We start from the raw sequence: 16,190 nt of genomic DNA, 5'->3' as shown, positions 1-16,190 counted from the left end.
CAAACAAAAACGGCCTCTCTAGGCGAAAGCCAAGACAGGCCGCAATTGATCATTAACGGCTCATTATGCCGCAATAACCGGAAAATTTCAGCTTAAATTTCCATCAGACTGGTTTCTTTTTCCGCCAACATCTTATCGATTTCGGTTACGTGCGCATCGGTGGCTTTTTGAATCCGCTCCTCGGCCTGACGCAACTCATCATCGGTAATGTCCTTATCCTTGTTCAAAGCCTTAAAATCGGCATTGGCATCACGACGGATATTACGCACCGCCACTTTAGACTGTTCCGCTTCGGAACGCGCCAGCTTAATAAACTCCTTACGACGCTCTTCTGTCAAAGGTGGCATCGGAATACGCATCATATTGCCCGTCGTCACCGGATTAATCCCCAAATCCGAGGTCATAATCGCCTTTTCCACCACCGACACCATCGTCTGCTCCCAAGGCTGCACCGTCAAAGTACGCGCATCTTCCACATTGACGTTCGCAACCTGGCTGATCGGCACGTCAGAACCGTAATAATCGACTTTAATGGCATCCAAAATACTCGGATGCGCTCGACCTGTGCGGATTTTAGCGAAATTACTGGCCAAATTTTCCACCGATTTAGACATCCGCTCATCGGCATCCTTAAAAATATCGTTCAACATTTCTTTTACTCTCCTTAAACATGAAACTAATGACCCGCTCAGCCTGCGTGCACCAACGTACCTTCATCCTCTCCGCGCACGATGCGAATGACCGCTTCTTCTTTAAACATATCAAACACACGAATCGGCATATTGTGATCACGGCACAGCACAAAAGCCGTCATATCCATCACCTGCAGATTACGCTGAATCACCTCATCGTAACTCAGCACCGCCAATCGCTCAGCACTCGGATCCTTCGCCGGATCCGCCGTATAAATACCATCCACCTTGGTCGCTTTAAGCACAATATCGGCATCAATCTCTATGCCTCTCAAGGCGGCCGCCGTATCAGTGGTAAAGAAAGGGCTGCCGGTGCCCGCCGCAAAAATGGCGACCTGCCCCGTTTGCAACCCTTTTTTGACCTGATTGGCATTAAACCCATGGGACACCCCTTCAATGCCCATCGCCGAATAAATCACCGCCGACATGCCCATGTCTTCAATCACGTCCCGCAAAGCCAAAGCATTAATCACAGTGGCCATCATCCCCATCTGGTCTCCAGTGGTTCGCTGAATCCCGGAACCGGCAATCTGGGCACCGCGAAAGATGTTGCCACCCCCAACCACCAAACCGACTTCCACACCCAGTTCATGCAACGCTTTCACTTCGCCCACCACTTTTCGCAGCGTAGCCGCTTCAAGCCCAAACTGCCCCTGCCCCATCAAGGCTTCACCGCTGAACTTTAACAGCACTCGTTGATATTTCAATGACATGACCCACCTTAAACCATTTTGAATTATTGACTTGCAAACCGCTTTGAAATGGAAAGCATTATAAAATGACTTTCGAGACAAATCGCAAAAAAAAGTTACAAAAAAGCCATGATAAACTCAGTTGCTTACCATGGCTTTTCATCATAAAACAAGGCCTAACACGACCCAACAAAGCCTAATGCGACCTAATTGGGTTCGATTGCGCTTGTTCAGCGCCATGAACCCAAAACCATATTAACCTTTAACAGCGGCAGCGGCAGCGGCTACCTCGTCTGCAAAATTGGTTTCTTCGATCTCAATCCCTTCGCCTACTTCCAAGCGAACAAAATGCGACACGGAGGCATCGGAAGATTTCAACAACTTCTCAACCGTTTGATCCGGGTCTTTAACAAACGCCTGCCCCAGAAGCGTGATCTCTTCCAGATACTTGCGCATACGTCCTTCGATCATTTTTTCAATGATTTCAGCTGGCTTACCGGAATCCTGAGCCTGTTCGATTTGGAACTTACGCTCTTTCTCCAAAACTTCCGGATCCACATCATTAGACGAAATGGCCGCTGGCTTCGCCGCTGCAATGTGCATCGCCACGTCACGCGTCAAAGTTTCGTCACCGCCATTCATGGCCACCACCACACCGATTTTTTCGCCATGTTGATACTGACCAATTTCACCGGTCGTTTCGATCAACTCTACGCGACGTACCGCCATGTTTTCACCGACTTTACCCACCAACTCACGACGTCTTTCATCGATTGTTTGACCATTCGCCATGGTTTCAGACAACAAGGCTTCAATATCGGTTTTGCCTGATGACAACACAATCGCCGCAATTTCATCGGCAAACGTTTTGAACTCGTCGCCTTTAGCGACAAAATCGGTCTCACAGTTTACTTCAACGATGGCCGCTTTCTTCTTGTCGTCGGAAACGGCAATGGCAATCACCCCTTCCGCCGCTGTGCGACCCGCTTTCTTATCCGCACCGGCCATGCCTTTTTTGCGAAGAAATTCGATCGCTTCTTCCATATTACCATCGGTTTCACCCAATGCTTTCTTACAATCCATCATTCCTGCGCCGGTCATTTCGCGCAATTCTTTCACCATTGATGCTGTAACAGCCATTTCGAGACCCCTAAACTAAATTGAAATCAACTAAAAAGCCTGGAAATAATGACCAGGCCTGGTATTTTCATCTGCCGCGCCGTCTGGCGCGGACTCACCCCAAAAGTGGGCTAAAAAATTAGGCTTCGGCTTGCTCTTCCACAAACTCATCGCTTTCAACCGCAGTCGCAATTGAACCTTTGCCTTCGATAATGGCATCCGCCACAGATGACAGGTACAAAGACACGGCACGAACCGCATCGTCGTTTCCTGGAATCACGTAATCAACGCCATTTGGATCGTTATTGGTATCCACCACGCCCACAACCGGAATGCCCAAATTCTTCGCTTCTTGAATCGCAATCTTCTCGTTACCGGTATCGATAATAAAAATAGCATCCGGCATGGCACGCATGTCCTTGATACCGCCCAACGACAATTCCAACTTTTCTTTCTGACGTGTGCGCATCAGCGCTTCTTTTTTGGTAATCTTCTCAAAGGTGCCATCTTGCGCCTGAGTTTCCAAGTCTTTCAGGTTCTTAATGGACTGTTTAATGGTCTTGAAATTAGTCAGCATACCACCCAACCAACGGTGATTCACATAAGGCATGCCGCAGCGTTTAGCTTCTTCGGCCACCAAATCACCCGCGGCACGTTTGGTGCCCACAAACAGCACTGTGCCTTTTTTAGCGGCAACACCGCCTAAAAAGTTCAACGCATCGTTGAACAGCGGCAGGGTTTTTTCCAGGTTGATAATATGAATTTTATTGCGCGCACCAAAAATGTAAGGCCCCATTTTTGGGTTCCAATAACGTGTCTGGTGCCCGAAATGAACACCCGCTTCCAACATTTGACGCATTGTCACTTTAGCCATGATTTTCTCCAGATTTTGGGTTAAGCCTCCACCTGCCCATCAAACGAACCGTCCTCAAACCCGACTGTCTTAATCTTTCTTAAAATAACGCTGGCGCTATTTCCGACGTCGAAAAGCTTGATGCGGCACCCCGCTTGATGTCTCGGCAGACGTGTGGTTTTTTTGTTAAAATAGCCTCATTCAAAAAGGCGGCGCATTTATAACACGCCGCCTCGTTTTTTTCAAGTCTTTTAACCTACCCTCAAAACGTAAGACTTCTGGAATAACGACTATCCTATTGACTATCTGGACCCATTATGGCAATCAAAATTAAAACGCAAAACGAACTGGAAAAACTTCGCATCGCTGGCCAACTGGCCGCAGACGTACTGGTCATGATTGAACCCCACGTACAAGCGGGCATCACCACCGGTGAGCTGAACGATATTATGGCGCGCTTCATGCGCGAAGAACAGGGCACGCTTTCCGCCACCCTCGGCTACCACGGATTTCCCGCGGAAAGCTGCATTTCCATTAACGACGTGGTGTGCCACGGCATACCGGATCACAGTAAAAAGCTGAAAAACGGTGACATTGTCAATATCGATGTCACCGTTATTAAAGACGGTTACTACGGCGACAACAGCATGATGTTCGAAGTCGGTTCAGTCAAACCTTTCGCGCATCGTCTGTGCCGCGTCGCCCACGAGTGCCTGTGGCTCGGCATTCAAGCCGTCAAACCCGGTGCTACCTTGTATGAGGTGGCCGAAGCCATCGAAACCCACGCGCATAACAACGGCTTCTCTGTGGTCAAAGAATATTGCGGCCACGGCATCGGCTCCGAATTCCATGAAGAACCTCAAGTGGTGCACTATACCCAACCGGAACTCAAAGAAATTGTACTCCAACCCGGAATGGTGTTCACCATTGAACCCATGATCAACCAAGGCAAAGCCGATGTGAAAACGCTTGGCCCCAATAAAAAACATCCGGAAAACACCATTTTCCCTGTCAAAACCGCCGATCGAAAACTCTCCGCGCAATGGGAGCACACGCTCGCCGTCACCGATGACGGCTATGAAGTGTTCACCCTCAGACCTGGCGAAACACCGGTTTTGCCCTAATGCCTTCACATTAATGACAACCACGGCAACGGAGCCGGAGCCAACCCACTCGACGACATTAAGGATACTTGCATGTCCAACGACCAGTCCCAAGACACCCCTCAGGATCCGAGCACCATTCCCAGCTTCATCTACCACCTCACACACTCCCAGCGCCCAGAGGTACTGGAAAGCGGCAAACGGCTTTTGCAGACCTTCAACGAACAGCAGTTTGCCAAATTCGATCAGGGACGCTCCATTGAGGCCTTAATCAAAGAGCGCACTTCTTTTATCGACCAACTGCTCAAAAAAATATGGCAACACTGTCTGCCGAAAGACAGCGGACACCATTTGACGCTTATCGCCGTTGGCGGTTACGGGCGCGGCGAATTGCAACCCTATTCCGACATAGACTTGCTGATCCTCGGCGAGCATGACGACGGCCTCCAGCAAAACATCATTCAGTTCATCACCTTTCTGTGGGATCTCGGGTTCGAAGTGGGTCATGCCGTGCGCACCCTTGAAGAATGCCTTATTTCGGGGCAGGAAAACGTCTCCACCGCCACCAACTTGCTGGAAGCACGATGGCTGACGGGCGATTACGAACAATTTTCCAACCTACAAAACCTGTTTAACCGCAAAGATTTTTGGCCCAGCCAAACATTTTTTGACGCCAAAATGGAAGAACAAAAGCGCCGACACAAACGTTATCACAACACCCTCTACCAACTGGAACCCAACATCAAGGAAAGCCCAGGCGGGTTACGCGATATTCAAACCCTTCTTTGGGTGGCCAAGCGTCATTTCGGTGCCAACTCGCTTCAAGAACTCATGCAGCATAACTTTATCAGTCAAAAAGAATTTCAGGAAATTCAAGCGGCCTACCTTTATCTCAACCGTATCCGCTTCGCGCTGCATCGCCTTAAAAAACGCCACGAAGACCGCTTGCTGTTCGACAACCAACAACAGCTGGCAGAAAAACTCTACCCTAATCTATCCAGCCAAGACAGTGTCAAAGCCGTGGAAACCTTTATGAAACCCTATTATCAAAACGTTCACATTGTCGCTCGGCTCAATGAAATTCTACTGCAACACTTTCAGGAAGAAATTTTTCGCACTCAGGAAGACCGGATTGAACAAATCAACCCCCGCTTCCGCATCGTCAACCATTATTTAGACGTTATTAAAACCAACCTATTTGCCAAAAACCCGACGGCGCTGCTGGAAATCTTCATTATTATTGAAAACTACCAACATCTGATACAAGGCATCCGATCACGCACCATTCGCTTGATCCGAAACCACCTGCACCTGATCGACGACCAGTTTCGCTCCGACCCCATCAACAAAGCGCTGTTCATTGAAATTTTCCGCCAACCGAAAGGCGTCAATGCCGCCATCAAACGCATGTATGCCTACGGCATTCTCGGTGCCTACCTCCCCAGTTTCAAAAAAATCACTGGGTTAATGCAATTTAACATCTTTCACGCCTACACGGTGGATGAGCACACCATTCTGGTGATTCGCAACCTGCGGCGCTTTTTCGTCAACCACTACGCCTATGAATTCCCTACCGCGCATCAGATTGCCAAGCAACTCTGTAAGCCGGAAATTCTCCTGTTGGCGGGGCTGTTTCACGACATCGCCAAGGGGCGCAACGGTGCCCACGAAAAGCTGGGGGCTTTAGATGCCAAAGAGTTCAGCTTCAAACACAATCTCAACAAAAACGACTCGGAACTGCTCAGCTGGCTGGTGCTGCGGCATCTGGACTTTTCTTATGTCGCCCAGAAAAAAGACTTGTCCGACCCAGACGTCATTGCTCGGTTTGCTGAAAAAGTCGGCACCCAAGAGCGTCTCGACTACCTCTACTTGCTCACCTTGGCGGACGTACGTTCCACGTCCGACGATGTCTGGAACGATTGGAAAAACCAACTGTTTCTGCAACTGTATCACAACACCACCGAAGCCTTGGACGCCACTTCAACGCAACCCAGAGACCGAACCAAACAGGCCATTTTTAATAAAGAAAAAGCCAGCGAACTGCTCAAAAGCAAAGGCTGGCGCCCTTCTGATTTTCAAGCTTTCTGGCAATCGTTTGAACAAACCGATTTTTTCAATCGTCAAAATCCGGCTGAAATCGCCCGCATCACCCAGGTGCTTTATCACGAAGACCGGGCGCATATCAACATCCATCTCCAGCCCACAACGTCTCGCGGTGCCACCGAACTGATTATCTATATGCACGACCGTGACTATCTGTTCGCCCAATTCACGCAAATACTCGACCGCCTTGGGCTGAACATCGTGGAGGCGAAAATCTACTCCGGCACGGAAAACATGACACTGGTCATTATTTACCTGCTCAACCACGAACACCTGTGCATTACCGACGACATGATCCTACATGAAATCGAACACACCTTGAAAGACCAACTGCGATTCGACACTGGCCTGCAACCCTCGCCGCAGCCGGAACCCAGACGCACCCGCGTCTTTCACACACCCACCGAAATTCACTTTCAGGAAGTCAGTGATGAACTGACCGAACTCAGCCTCACCACCAAAGACATCCCCGGCCTGCTGGCGCGGATCGGGCAAGCCTTTAAACAATGCCGGATACGGGTGCACGATGCCAAAATCAACACCGTCGGCGAAAAAGCAGAAGACGTCTTTATGATCAGCTCAACCGGCCACCAGTCGATTCACGCCCATCACGTTCAAGAAACCCTGAAAATAGCCTTGCTGGATCACATTGAACGTAATAACGCCTGAGGCGATTAACGCAAAAAGCACCTCAATTCACCCGGCCTGGCAAAAACGCATTTTACCAGGCCTGGTCACTTTCCCCCTTTGCGCTTTTCGACTTATCACCCACCTCAAACAGTTCAAACGCATTGCCATCCAAATCTTTGACAAACAGAGCTTTTCGTCCAGAACGACTCCGGCTGTAGGTCAAGCCGTGTTGTTGCAAATGCGCCTCATAGTCAGCCACCGAGTCCACGCACAAGGCAAAGTGAAAATCCCGCCCGCCATGTTCCGGCCGACTGGTTTCAGCGTTCGGATTTGGCAGTTGCATAATATGCAAACTCTGACCATTTAACAGATCCAGCCAATAGCCCGGGAACCCCAAATCCGGTCGTTGCAACAACGACAAGCCCAGCAAACTTTGATAAAAATTCAAACTGGCCTGCGCATCCGCCACAAGAATACTGACATGATCCAACCCCATGACCTTAGCCATCTTTTTCTCCTGTTCCATTTTCAAAACGCATAAAAAACCCAGCTCCGAGGCTGGGTTCATTGTATTCACACAACGGAAGGCGTTGTTATGAATTTAGCATCAGTCGTTACTGTGAAGCGCTTCGTTCAAGCCGCCCCAAACCGTACCGTCCGTCATAATCGCCTGCACCTCGCCGGTCTGACTGTGGCGACGGAACAACAACTTGGACTGCCCCGACAAATCACGTGCGGACACGATGGAACCGTCCGGCATTTTCACTTTGGTGCCCGCCGTTAAATACAGACCGGACTCAACAATGCAATCGTCACCCAACGAAATGCCCAGGCCTGCATTCGCGCCCAACAGATTACGCTGCCCCATGGAAATCACCTGTTTTCCACCGCCAGACAGCGTGCCCATAATGGAAGCGCCACCACCGATGTCGGTGTTTTCGCCCACCACCACACCGGCGCTGATGCGGCCTTCCACCATGGAATTCCCCAAGGTGCCGGCATTAAAGTTACAGAAGCCTTCGTGCATAATCGTCGTGCCCGGTGCCAAATGCGCCCCCAGACGAACACGATCCGCATCGCCGATACGCACCCCTTCCGGAATCACATAATCCACCATGCGCGGGAACTTATCAATCGAGGTGATCGTCAACTGAATCGGTTCTTCCGCAATCGCTTCACGCAGGTTCTCCACCTCCGACGGTAACACCGGTCCAGCACTGGTCCAGGCCACATTGCTCAATAAACCAAATACACCGTCCAGATTAATCTCATGCGGCTTGTAAGCGCATTCCGACAACAAATGCAGGCGCAAATAAGCGTCTTCCGCCGAGGTCGGCGCAGCGTCCACCGAAGCGATCTCAACCATCACAAAATCGCTTTTAATGATGCCGGCTTTCAACGCCAGACAGTTGCGCGCAATTTCTTTATTGGAACGTGGAAACCAAACATCCAAAGTGGCACCCGTTTTGGCATCGCTGTAACGATGACCGACTCGCTTAATCGTCATAATAGTCTTCTCTTAACATTCAAAATCAAAACGCAAAGTATACCGTTTCTGACCAAAACAGAGAAGTCGTTCTGCCGGAGAAAGACACCATCTTCCCCCTCAAACCACTCTAAAATGGATTAAAATAGCAGAATAATAAGAACTCAACCTCGGAAAACCAGAATGAACCCGATCACCCTATACGGCATTCCCAATTGCGATACCGTGCGAAAAGCCCGCCGATTTCTTGAGGCGCAACACCTCGACTATCAATTTCACGATTTCCGCAAAAACCCGCTCACGCTCGACACCCTTCAGGCCTGGCAAAATCGTCAGCCGATGGACGTCATTGTCAATAAACGCAGCACCGCTTGGAAACAACTGAGTGACGAACAAAAACACCAACTCATGGCGGGTGACAACTTGGCCTTACTCGCCGAGATGCCAACACTGATTAAACGCCCAGTGCTGCAAACCGACACCGCCCTGCTGTTTGGGTTTAACGAAACCGAATACCAAAAGAACACCTAGAATGACCGAAACCATCCAACTCGCCCAACAATTAATTCAAATCGAATCCGTGACACCAAACGATAACGGCTGCCAACAAGTGATTGCCGATTACCTTCGCCCCTTGGGATTCCAAATCGAACCGATGCCGTTTGGCGAGGTCAGCAATCTCTGGGCACGACGCGGTGAAGCCAAGCCTGTCATCGTATTTGCCGGCCACACCGACGTGGTGCCCACCGGCCCGGCCGATCAGTGGCAATACCCACCCTTTTCCGCCCACATTGATGAAAATGGCAATCTATACGGCCGTGGTGCCGCCGACATGAAAAGCAGCATTGCCTGCTTTATGGTCGCCACCAAACGCTTCCTCAGCGAATATCCTAACCATAAAGGCTCGATAGGCTTTTTGATTACCAGTGACGAAGAAGGCCCTGCGGTGGACGGCACCGTCAAGGTCGTTGAAGCACTGGAAGCGCGCGGTGAAAAATACGACTACTGCTTAGTAGGCGAGCCGTCCAGTAGTCAGCAACTGGGCGATTCCATCAAAAACGGCCGTCGGGGATCGCTTAGCGGTCGCTTGACCGTTAAAGGCACTCAAGGTCACATTGCCTATCCCGAATTAGCCGAAAACCCAATTCACGCCTTTGCCCCAGCACTGAAAATCCTGACGGACACCGTTTGGGACACCGGCAACGAATACTTTCCGCCCACCTCATTTCAGGTTTCCAATATCCATTCCGGCACCGGTGCCACCAATGTCATTCCCGGCGACTGCGTCGTGGATTTCAACTTTCGCTTTTCCACCGAACAAACCCCGGACAGTCTGAAACAAGCCGTCCATACCATTTTGGATGGCTGCGAATTTCAATATGATTTACAATGGAATTTGTCCGGTTTACCCTTTATTACTCCAGCGGAAGGCGCGTTGATTCAAGCGGTTTCCGAGGCCATCCGGCAAAAAACCGGCTTGGAAACCCAGCTTTCCACCGGCGGGGGAACATCGGACGGCCGCTTTATCGCACAAACCGGTGCACAAGTCATTGAACTCGGGCCGTTAAATGCCACCATTCACCAGCTCAATGAGCGCGTGAATGTGAACGACTTAAATCAACTGACGGATATTTACGAACACATTTTAATCAACTTATTGGTGAACTGATTGCTGTCCATTATTCTGCAACTTCTCGCGCTGATCGTTTTCATTCTATTAATCTGGCCTTACGTCAAACAGGAAAAATGGAAAGAAAAATTCATCGACAACAAACAGGCCAGATCCATTCTCATCGTGTTTGTGTTGATTCTCGTCTTCAGTGTCGGCCTGTCCTTTTTCTTTGACACCTTTTTTCCGGTTGAGCGGCTCGATCAAGCCGCACCGCCCAGCTTGCACTCAGACGAGTGACTCAGGGGCCGCGCAAACGTCACGAAATTCAAACTAATAACCATGTAAAACTAGGAGTCGCTTTATGTCAAAACCCGCTGAAACTCAACTGATTGCCGAATCCGTGCTCGGCGCCGATTTAACCCAGCAAGACTGTGAAGCGCTGTCGGACATCGTCAAACAACGCACACTGGCCAAAGAAGAAGTGTTATTCGAACCGGATACCCTAGACGGCAACCTCTACATTCTGGTCGAAGGCAAGCTTGAAATTCTCAAGCCCATCAGCCATGAAAAAAACTTGCACATCAACACCTTAAAAAAAGGTGCGCTGATCGGTGAACTGAGTTTTCTGGACGGCATCGCCCACACCATGCGCCTGCAAGCACAATCGCATTCAACCGTCTTGATTCTGCATCGCGATGAATTCGAAGCACTGGTCGAGCAGAACCCAAAACTGATGTTCAACGTCATGCGCTCCATTCTGCGCTTCTCGCACAAGCTGCAACGCAAAATGCTGCAAGAAAACCTGGAAATGCAAAAGCACATCCAAAGCAGCTACATGGCGCAATACTGAAAAAGGCGTGCTCACACAGAACAAGCACAAAAAACAAGCACAAAAAGGCGGGCCAGCGCCCGCTTTTTTGTTTTCATGCTGACCGTGTAACGTTACCGCCTCAGGCCGCCACGCTTTCAAAGAACACAATAAACACCAAAATCGGTGCCACATATTTGGTCAGAATCGAATAAGTGGGCGACCAACGGGCGGGCATACCGGAAGCGGCATCCCGTTCGGATTGCGTCCAGACCCAGCCGACAAATAGTGCCGTGAACATGCCCCCCAGCGGCAGCATCACATTCGACGTCAAAAAGTCCATCAGGCCAAAAAAGGTTTTATCCTGCCAGAAATGCACGTTTTGCCATAGATTGAACGACAAGACACTGCCCAGCCCCAGAAACCAGGAAAACAACCCCAGCGACCAAGCGGCTTTTCGGCGTGTAAAGCCCCAGTTCTGCTCAAACCAGCTAATGGCCGGTTCAATCATGGAAATGGCTGAGCTCAAGGCGGCAAACACCACCATCCCAAAAAACAAAGTGCCAAAAAACCAACCGCCAGTCATCTGCCCAAAGGCAATCGGCAAGGTCTGAAACAATAACCCCGGGCCGGAACCCGCTTCCAAGCCATTTCCAAACACAATCGAGAAAATCACCAGGCCTGCCACCAGAGCAATGACGGTATCCGCCGCCACGATCCACAAACTGGCACGCACAATGGAATAGTCTTTCGGCATATAAGACCCGTACACCATCATGGTGCCGAAGCCGAGACTCAAGGTAAAAAAAGCATGCCCCAGTGCAACCAGAACCGACTGGGTGGTCAACTCGGAAAAATCGGGATAAAACAAAAAGGCCGCGCTTTCTGCCAAGGCACCATTGGTGGCGGCATACCCCAGCAGAACCGCAAGAATCACAATTAGCGCGGGCATCATAAAGTTAATGGCGCGTTCAATGCCGCTGCGCACCCCTTTGACAACGATCAGAATCGTCATCAGCATGATCATGGAATGCCAGAACGTCAATCCCGTCGGACTGGCCACAAAGTCATCGAAATACTGCTGCGCTTGATTGCCATCCATGCCTTGAAAAGCACCTGTCAAGCTGTCCACAAAATACGCCAATCCCCAGCCCGCGATCACCGAGTAGAAGGTCAAAATCAGTAAACCGCCCATAACAGCATTAAAGCCTAAAAACACCCACCCGCGGCTGGCACCTTTTGTACGAACAATATTAGCAACCGCTTGCGGTGGACTGGCCTGTCCAGCTCGACCAATGGTGATTTCGGCAATCAAAATCGGCAAACCAATCAACAGGATGCACAAAAGGTAAACCAACACAAAGGCTCCACCGCCGTTTTCACCGGTAATGTAGGGAAACTTCCAAAGATTGCCCAAACCGACCGCGGAACCAATCGCTGCCAAGATAAAAACGGTTTGGGATGTCCATGCTTGGGTTGAAAGTTTCAACTGCGCCATCATTATTCCTTTATAATAACCTTACTTATTTGTTACAAAATTATATCAGATATGCATATTCATGCGAATTATTCCCTAAAAGACCGAAACACCTTCAAAATCGACATCAAAACGCAGTATTTTGTCGAAATCAGCAAGCAATCCGACATCCCGGTGCTTCGATCGGATATGAAACTCGCCGTGCTCCCGTGGGTCATTATGGGCGGCGGCAGCAATATCCTCTTCACTCAAGATATGGAAAAGGTGGTGGTCACCTGTCAGTTTGACAAAATTCGGGTGATGAAAGAAGATGCCGAAAACATCTGGCTATCGGTCGGAGCCGGCATGCAATGGCACGAATTTGTAAAATATACGGTTGAAAACGGCTACTGGGGATTGGAAAATCTCGCCATGATTCCGGGCACCGTCGGAGCCGCACCGGTTCAAAACATCGGTGCTTACGGTGCCGAAGCGCGCGATACCATTACGCGCGTGCAAACCTTAAACCTCTTTACGGGTGAACGTCAGGAATATCGCAACAGCGAATGCAACTTTGGTTATCGCACCAGCCTTTTCAAGCAAGAGTTTGAAAACCGTTTATTGGTGCACCGCGTGACGTTTCGATTGCGAAAAGCAGGCTACGGACATCCTAATCTTGTGTATGATCCGCTCAAAGAAGCGGTTCTTGACGACTTCCCCAACCTGGAAGCCGTTCGCTCCATTGACGTCTTTGACACTGTTATCAATATTCGTCAGAACAAAGTACCCGATCCGCGCATTTACGGCAACGCTGGCAGCTTTTTTAAAAATCCGCTGATCACCGAAGCCTACTATCAAGAGCTCACCGCCATTCACGGCGATATCCCGTTTCACAAAACGGTTCACAATGAATACAAAATTCCCGCCGCTTGGCTAATTGAACAGGCTGGCTGGAAAGGCCGTACCTTGAGACAAGCCGGTGTTTCCGAAAAACACGCCTTGGTACTGGTCAACCTAGGCAAGGCCAACGGGCAAGACATCATTGATCTGGCCGAATGCATTCAAGAAGACATCGACCACAAATACGGCATTCATCTGGAAAAAGAAGTCATTATTATGAAATGATTCGCGCCGTAGCGCATCAAAAAAGGGCGCTTGCGCACCCTTATCTAATCGTGTCTACCATGATGTGTCCCCCCCCCTTTTTTTAGCGGCAGAGTGACAGCGGGTTACAAAGCTTACGATGTTTTTGCCAGGCCTGGCGATTCTACCTTAACACTGTCTTCAACATACAAAGTGCGTGTTGGGAAGGCAATTTCTGCATTGTGCGACGCAATAATCTCAGCGATTTTAAGCAATACATCTTCCTTCACTTCATGGAATCGAACCCAAACGGTTGTTTTCGTAAAGGTATACACCATAATATCCAGCGAAGAGTGATTATAGGTTACAAAGTTCACTATAAGGGTTTGCGTACTGTCGATTTCCGGATGCTCGCTTAACATCTTTTTAATGTCAGCGGTAATGGACGCCACCTTATCCACATCACAATAACGCACACCAATGGTTTCAGAGATTCGTCGGTGGGTCATACGAGACGGATTTTGCACCGCGATAGTGGAAAATATCCCATTTGGAATATACAGCGGCCGCTTATCAAAGGTACGCACCACCGTCATGCGCCAGCCGATACTTTCCACCGTTCCCTCAATGGAGCGATCCGGCGAACTGATCCAGTCGCCGACATAAAACGGTTTATCCCAATAGAGCATCATGCCGCCCAAGAGGTTACCGATAATGTCCTTACCGGCCAAGGCCACGGCCATAGCGCCCACACCCCCGAAGGCCACCAATCCGGTGATATTCAAGCCCAGCTCGCTCAACACAAACAAACCGGTCACCACAAAAACGGTTAATTTAATGATTTTCGACAAGGCTTCAATGGTCACTGAATCCCAGCGACGGTCTTCGGCTTCGAGCTGCTTCAAGTAAATTTCAATTTCAGCCACCCAGCGCACGGAGAACCAGGCCACGGCCAGAATACCCAAAGTGGATCGAAAACCAAGAATCTGCGGTTTCAGCTCAGTAAAAATCTGGAAATGATTGATCATTGTCAGGAGCGCCAGCACCGACCCCGACAACCAAATGTAAAACACCACCGGACGGGTCATGGCTATCACAATCGAGGATAAGAAAAACCTATTGTGACGCTTTAACTTGCCATCCAATGTCCGAAAAATCAACCGAGTCACCAGATCAACCAAAAACGTCAATAACAGGACAAACAATAACAAAGGGATCCAGACCTGACCGCCAAACACCGCAAGAGAAGCATCCCAAAGTGCTGGATACCAATCCAACAACAAGTTCATTAAGTCGCCCACCATCTGCTCAAACACCGTGGCACCCTTTTCATTCAGGCCGCCAATCCGGTTAATTTCGTCCATCGCCCCACCGGATGACACTTGCAACAGCGATCCAGAAAATAGATTAGACACAATAGTCGCCAGCGAATGCCAGACCTGGCCAATAAACACACTCATCAATTCATTTATAATCATACCGATAGCACCTTTTGATTCTGCTCGTTCAGAAAATGTTCAATTCGGGCAGCCGCCGACTGCCATAACGGGTTCGTCAACAACTGATGCCTGCGCAGTGTACCTTTACCGTGCAATCGAATCAAGCGTGCATGGGAAGCCGCATCCGACTCCCAACGTACCCGGCTCAAGACCGCATCCGCAGCCATAGAGTCATTGCACACCAGCACCAGGTCGCATCCAGCCTTCAAGGCCAGCGACACACGTTCCGGTGCCTCACCATAAGCCGCCGCTGCATGCATCGACAAATCATCACTGATAATCGCCCCATCAAAATGACACTGACCGCGCAACACCTCCTGTAACCAGACACTCGAAAACCCAGCTGGCCAATCGTCCACTTGCGGATAACGCACATGCGCCGGCATCACCGCTTGCACCCCATGCTCAATCAGCTTTAAAAACGGCTGCAGATCGGTTCGTGCAATGGTATTAAAATCACGTGCATCCAACGCCACTTCCAAGTGCGAATCGGCCTGAATGTACCCATGCCCTGGAAAGTGCTTCGCCACTGAGGCCATGCCCGCTTTTTTCATACCCTGCATCACGCTCAATGCCAATTGCCCCACAATGACCGGATCCCGATCAAACGATCGGTCACCAATCACTCGACTGTCACCGTAATCCAGATCCACCACCGGCGCAAAGCTGAAATCCACGCCCACCGCGAGCAACTCCGTCGCCATCATCCACCCCACGGTTTCAGCCATGGCCTGCGCCTCCTGAGCGGAGCAATGAAAGACGTCTCCAAGCAACCCCATTGCGGGTAAACGCGTAAACCCCTCCCTGAAACGCTGAACTCGCCCCCCTTCGTGATCCACGCCAATCAATAATCTCGGGTGGCGCAGTGCATGAATTTGATCCGTCAACGCCTCAAGCTGTGCCATTGACTCAAAATTGCGCGTGAATAAAATCACCCCCCCGACCAAAGGATCTAAGAGCCGTTCCGCTTCCTGCGTCTGCAATTCAATGCCTTCAATGTCCACCATTACACACCCTAACGGCATGGCCTGCCCCAGCATTTTTTTCATCATGT

General features: G+C 49.9%; 16 protein-coding genes. 7 read left to right on the top strand and 9 right to left on the bottom strand.

Features of this window, described 5'->3' with window-relative positions; genetic code table 11:
• Window positions 1-92: 92 nt before the first annotated feature.
• The 4 genes from frr to rpsB all read right to left on the bottom strand — a co-directional run bounded on the left by frr (window position 93) and on the right by rpsB (window position 3,377).
• Window positions 93-650 carry a ribosome recycling factor gene (gene frr / locus ACP5D0_RS00155; RefSeq protein WP_472363519.1) on the bottom strand — a complete coding sequence of 186 codons (558 nt, stop codon included), beginning with the start codon at window positions 648-650 and terminating at the stop codon, window positions 93-95.
• 38 nt (window positions 651-688) lie between these two features.
• Window positions 689-1,405 carry a UMP kinase gene (pyrH, locus tag ACP5D0_RS00150; RefSeq protein ID WP_472363518.1) on the bottom strand — a complete coding sequence of 239 codons (717 nt, stop codon included), beginning with the start codon at window positions 1,403-1,405 and terminating at the stop codon, window positions 689-691.
• A gap of 234 nt (window positions 1,406-1,639) precedes the next feature.
• Window positions 1,640-2,524 carry a translation elongation factor Ts gene (gene tsf / locus ACP5D0_RS00145; protein ID WP_472363517.1) on the bottom strand — a complete coding sequence of 295 codons (885 nt, stop codon included), beginning with the start codon at window positions 2,522-2,524 and terminating at the stop codon, window positions 1,640-1,642.
• Window positions 2,525-2,642: 118 nt separating this feature from the next.
• Complete coding sequence (rpsB, locus tag ACP5D0_RS00140) at window positions 2,643-3,377, bottom strand: 30S ribosomal protein S2 (RefSeq protein WP_472363516.1); 735 nt, start codon at window positions 3,375-3,377, stop codon at window positions 2,643-2,645.
• Window positions 3,378-3,673: 296 nt separating this feature from the next.
• Here rpsB and map point away from each other — a divergent pair, with 296 nt between their 5' ends.
• The gene (gene map, locus ACP5D0_RS00135; protein ID WP_472363515.1) at window positions 3,674-4,480 is read left to right on the top strand and encodes a type I methionyl aminopeptidase; all 807 of its coding nucleotides are present in this window, start codon (window positions 3,674-3,676) and stop codon (window positions 4,478-4,480) included.
• Between the two features lie 72 nt (window positions 4,481-4,552).
• Window positions 4,553-7,231, top strand: coding sequence for a [protein-PII] uridylyltransferase (gene glnD / locus ACP5D0_RS00130; protein WP_472363514.1), 2,679 nt, complete (start codon window positions 4,553-4,555; stop codon window positions 7,229-7,231).
• Between the two features lie 52 nt (window positions 7,232-7,283).
• Here glnD and ACP5D0_RS00125 read toward each other — a convergent pair whose 3' ends face one another.
• Together ACP5D0_RS00125 and ACP5D0_RS00120 are read right to left on the bottom strand one after the other, a co-directional pair.
• On the bottom strand, window positions 7,284-7,700 hold the full coding sequence (locus tag ACP5D0_RS00125; protein WP_472363513.1) for a VOC family protein: 417 nt from the start codon (window positions 7,698-7,700) through the stop codon (window positions 7,284-7,286).
• A 99-nt stretch (window positions 7,701-7,799) separates the two neighbouring features.
• Window positions 7,800-8,699 (bottom strand): DapH/DapD/GlmU-related protein, encoded by a 900-nt coding sequence (locus tag ACP5D0_RS00120; RefSeq protein ID WP_472363512.1) that lies wholly within the window; start codon window positions 8,697-8,699, stop codon window positions 7,800-7,802.
• Between the two features lie 162 nt (window positions 8,700-8,861).
• On the opposite strand from ACP5D0_RS00120, the gene ACP5D0_RS00115 reads away from it, so the two are divergent.
• The 4 genes from ACP5D0_RS00115 to ACP5D0_RS00100 all read left to right on the top strand — a co-directional run bounded on the left by ACP5D0_RS00115 (window position 8,862) and on the right by ACP5D0_RS00100 (window position 11,140).
• Window positions 8,862-9,209: an arsenate reductase gene (locus tag ACP5D0_RS00115; protein ID WP_472363511.1), complete on the top strand. Its 348-nt coding sequence runs from the start codon at window positions 8,862-8,864 to the stop codon at window positions 9,207-9,209.
• Window position 9,210: 1 nt separating this feature from the next.
• On the top strand, window positions 9,211-10,347 hold the full coding sequence (dapE, locus tag ACP5D0_RS00110) for a succinyl-diaminopimelate desuccinylase (protein WP_472363510.1): 1,137 nt from the start codon (window positions 9,211-9,213) through the stop codon (window positions 10,345-10,347).
• Complete coding sequence (locus tag ACP5D0_RS00105) at window positions 10,348-10,587, top strand: hypothetical protein (protein ID WP_472363509.1); 240 nt, start codon at window positions 10,348-10,350, stop codon at window positions 10,585-10,587.
• 64 nt (window positions 10,588-10,651) lie between these two features.
• Entirely contained in the window at window positions 10,652-11,140 is a 489-nt protein-coding gene (locus tag ACP5D0_RS00100) for a Crp/Fnr family transcriptional regulator (RefSeq protein WP_472363508.1), read from the top strand.
• 100 nt (window positions 11,141-11,240) lie between these two features.
• On the opposite strand, the gene ACP5D0_RS00095 is transcribed toward ACP5D0_RS00100, so the two are convergent.
• Window positions 11,241-12,596, bottom strand: coding sequence for a sodium-dependent transporter (locus ACP5D0_RS00095; RefSeq protein WP_472363507.1), 1,356 nt, complete (start codon window positions 12,594-12,596; stop codon window positions 11,241-11,243).
• Window positions 12,597-12,647: 51 nt separating this feature from the next.
• Between ACP5D0_RS00095 and murB the strand changes: the two genes are divergently transcribed.
• Window positions 12,648-13,679 carry a UDP-N-acetylmuramate dehydrogenase gene (murB, locus tag ACP5D0_RS00090; RefSeq protein WP_472363506.1) on the top strand — a complete coding sequence of 344 codons (1,032 nt, stop codon included), beginning with the start codon at window positions 12,648-12,650 and terminating at the stop codon, window positions 13,677-13,679.
• Window positions 13,680-13,792: 113 nt separating this feature from the next.
• On the opposite strand, the gene ACP5D0_RS00085 is transcribed toward murB, so the two are convergent.
• Both ACP5D0_RS00085 and nagZ read right to left on the bottom strand, forming a co-directional pair.
• Window positions 13,793-15,115, bottom strand: coding sequence for a mechanosensitive ion channel family protein (locus ACP5D0_RS00085; RefSeq protein ID WP_472363505.1), 1,323 nt, complete (start codon window positions 15,113-15,115; stop codon window positions 13,793-13,795).
• Complete coding sequence (nagZ, locus tag ACP5D0_RS00080; protein WP_472363504.1) at window positions 15,112-16,188, bottom strand: beta-N-acetylhexosaminidase; 1,077 nt, start codon at window positions 16,186-16,188, stop codon at window positions 15,112-15,114. The genes ACP5D0_RS00085 and nagZ overlap by 4 nt, the downstream gene beginning before the upstream one ends.
• Window positions 16,189-16,190: the final 2 nt, after the last annotated feature.

Origin of the sequence: Hydrogenovibrio sp. (assembly GCF_049975065.1) — a bacterium.
Classification (GTDB): Bacteria; Pseudomonadota; Gammaproteobacteria; order Thiomicrospirales; family Thiomicrospiraceae; genus Hydrogenovibrio.
This window is presented reverse-complemented; position numbering and strand designations above follow the sequence as displayed.